Here is a 2,810-nt window from a genome sequence, read left to right as displayed (position 1 = left end):
AAGGCGCTTTTTCCGCCGGGTCCTCCTCCTGTTCGTTGCGCGTGCGGCCCGAGGGCAGCAGGGATGAGAAGGTCAGATTCTCTTTCGCCTGTTCTCCGCTGTCCTTTTTGCTGCCAAGGGCGACCTTTAGATCAGGCTTCTCCTCCGGGGAAAGGGCAGGCGCCGAGAGATTGCCGGTATCCTGTGTAAGAAGTTCCTCCGTCTCATTGCTGCCGATCTGGGCGAGAGACTCAAGGGAGACGCCGTCTGAAGGATCCGCAATATTTGTACTCTCCGCGCCGTCTGCCGCCGCAATATCCGCCGTTTCCGCAGCGGGCGTCCGTTCGCGGGCAAACGGGCTGCCGCCTGCTTCTGTGCCGTCCGAGGCAAAATGGCTCCAGCTATCCGCAGTCTTCCGCTGGCCGCTAAGCTCCGTCTCTTGCTCTGCGGTAAACGGCTGGCCGCTCTCCGTATGAATCTTGGCATCCTGGTTCTCCTCCAGATTCAAGATGGGCGATGCATCGCCGTCTTCACTCTGCGTGATGCCCGAAAACACATGAGCGCCACTGAATGCTCCCGTCTGCTCCCGTTCATGGGCAGCCACATCTGTTATCCCTTCTCCGAATGTCCAAGGCGGATTTTCATACGATCCTTCGCCTCCTTCTGCCGGAATCGCGGTCTTTGCGGCAGGCCCTCTATCTTCTTCATCCGGGGAATAGGCAACGGTAAACTCTTCTCGCTGCCAGGCAGGAACCGGCTCCGCCCCCCCGATTCCGCGCAGCGACAGCACACCGGTAATATTAACGCTGCGCATTGTCAGCAGGTCAATGTCGAAATTTTCAATTTCCACCCCGATCTCTTCAAGTGAGTTTACCCGGGCTAGGGGCACTGTAATTTCAACTGGAATGGAATGCTCCAAATGGTTCGTTCTGTCGTCTTCGCTCCGGTAAAGGCCCGTCAGCAGCAGCTGTCCATGCAGCTCCGCCCGGTCCTCGCGTTGAATGACCTGAATATCCGGCAGCAGCTCAACCTCTTCCAGTGCGGCGATCCCCGGAAGGTCTTGAGGCAGGTGAATGCGTTCGTAAATATCAAACCGCAGGCCGTGGGACTGGTCAAACACGGGAAATGTCCTCCTTTTTGGCATAATCTAACCCCGGAACAGACCCGGAGCATAAGCCCTAAATGTTACTCTCCCCATGTATATGCTTCTAAAAAGGACACATGACAATCTGCCCGAAAACGCCGGAATGGAATAGCCCATTATCACATACACCCACATATAGGGTACAATAGAGTTAAAAGCGACAAATTGGGAGTAGTGATCAAAATGGCCAATAAGGAAGATGAAATCATTCTGACACCGGAGGGCTTTGCCCAGCTGGAGGAAGAACTTAAAGAGCTTAAAACAGTCAAACGCAAAGAACTGGCAGAACGCCTGAAGGTAGCAATCAGCTATGGCGACCTCAAGGAAAACAGCGAGTATCATTCCGCCAAGGACGATCAGGCATTTATGGAGACACGAATCAAGCAGTTGGAGAACATGCTGAAGTACGCCCGTGTCGTTAGTGCAGACAGTTTGGACGTTACCTCCGTAGGCGTCGGTTCGATCGTCGTGCTGAATGATATTGAGTTCTCGGAGAAAGTTGAATACCGGATTGTCAGCCCCGCCGAGGCCGATGTGGCTCAGAATAAAATTTCGTATGAAAGCCCCCTGGGCAAAGAGCTTATCGGCAAAAAAGCCGGCAGCTTCATCAAGGTGGATGCGCCTGCAGGCGTGATCGAGTATGAGCTGCTTGAAATCCGGCTCGTATAACATAAGCCCTACGAGAAGAAACGGCTTCGCCGTCCTTTTACCAGCTTAAGCTTCCGAAGTGGCGATACGAGTATCCCTTTAGGTACCGTTTCTCATAGAAATAAAAAAAGGATCAGAAGCGATCGGCAGCTTGGCTGACGCGCTTCTGATCCTTTTTGCTTGTTTACCCGATGCGGCCGCCAAGGGCGTTCCGCAGCAGGAGCATATCCTCCGGCCAGGGATCGGCAACTTCAAGCGCCTCCCCGCTCCACGGATGCGCAAAGCGCAAGGTTTCCCCGTGCAGCGCCTGCCGCAGCAGCGGACGGGTTCCATTCACTTCCGGCGCCATCGGCCCGCCATACAGCACATCCCCGTATAAGGGATGCCCCACATGGCTTAAATGCACCCGGATCTGGTGCGTTCTGCCTGTCTCCAGCTCGATCTTTACCAGAGACGCACCCGTCCACACCTCGCTGCCGACAATCCGGGTTACGGCATGCTGTCCGCCGGGAGATACCCTCCGGCGCGAGGCATGGTGGCGGTCGCGGCCGATCGGCAGATCGATCACGGTCAGCGAACCCGGCACCTCGCCCTGGACAATGGCGGCATACCGGCGGGAAATGGCCTTGGCGCGCATCGCCTCGTCCAGAACCGTTTGCGCAAATTCATTCTTCGCAAACAGCACCGGACCGGTCGTTTCCTTGTCCAGCCGGTGGATATGCCGCACGGCGCAGTTCTCGCCGGAGGCGGCGTAATGGGCAGCGACCGCATGGTCCAGCGTCACGCCATTTCCGCTTCCGTCCGGATGAACCGCCATGCCTGCAGGCTTATGGACGACAAGGCAGAAATCATCCTCATGCAGCACCTCAATCTCATGCCAGACCGGTTCAATCCCTGGTGCTCTGGACGGAAAAAGCGCCAGCCGCAGCCGGTCGCCCCTCCACTGGATACCGCCCTCACGGTGAAGCCGGGCAAGCAGCTTGTCCGGCATTCCGGCCGTCTCTCTAAGCCATCGGTCAATGGCTGCGCCCGTGTCCTC

The 2,810-nt window shown here is 56.7% G+C and carries 3 protein-coding genes; 1 reads left to right on the top strand and 2 read right to left on the bottom strand.

Features of this window, described 5'->3' with window-relative positions:
- On the bottom strand, positions 1–1,099 hold a 1,099-nt coding region (locus L691_RS30935; protein WP_025693224.1), incomplete at its 3' end, for a hypothetical protein.
- 207 nt (positions 1,100–1,306) lie between these two features.
- Here L691_RS30935 and greA point away from each other — a divergent pair.
- Positions 1,307–1,792 (top strand): transcription elongation factor GreA, encoded by a 486-nt coding sequence (greA, locus tag L691_RS0126550; RefSeq protein ID WP_025693223.1) that lies wholly within the window; start codon positions 1,307–1,309, stop codon positions 1,790–1,792.
- 163 nt (positions 1,793–1,955) lie between these two features.
- On the opposite strand, the gene L691_RS0126545 is transcribed toward greA, so the two are convergent.
- The coding region (locus L691_RS0126545; RefSeq protein WP_025693222.1) for an RluA family pseudouridine synthase at positions 1,956–2,810 on the bottom strand (855 nt) is incomplete at its 5' end.

It is taken from the genome of Paenibacillus zanthoxyli JH29 (assembly GCF_000520715.1).
Taxonomy (GTDB): Bacteria; Bacillota; Bacilli; order Paenibacillales; family Paenibacillaceae; genus Paenibacillus_AQ; species Paenibacillus_AQ zanthoxyli.
Note: the sequence above shows the minus strand (reverse complement) of the source record. Positions and strands in the feature narration are given on the sequence as shown.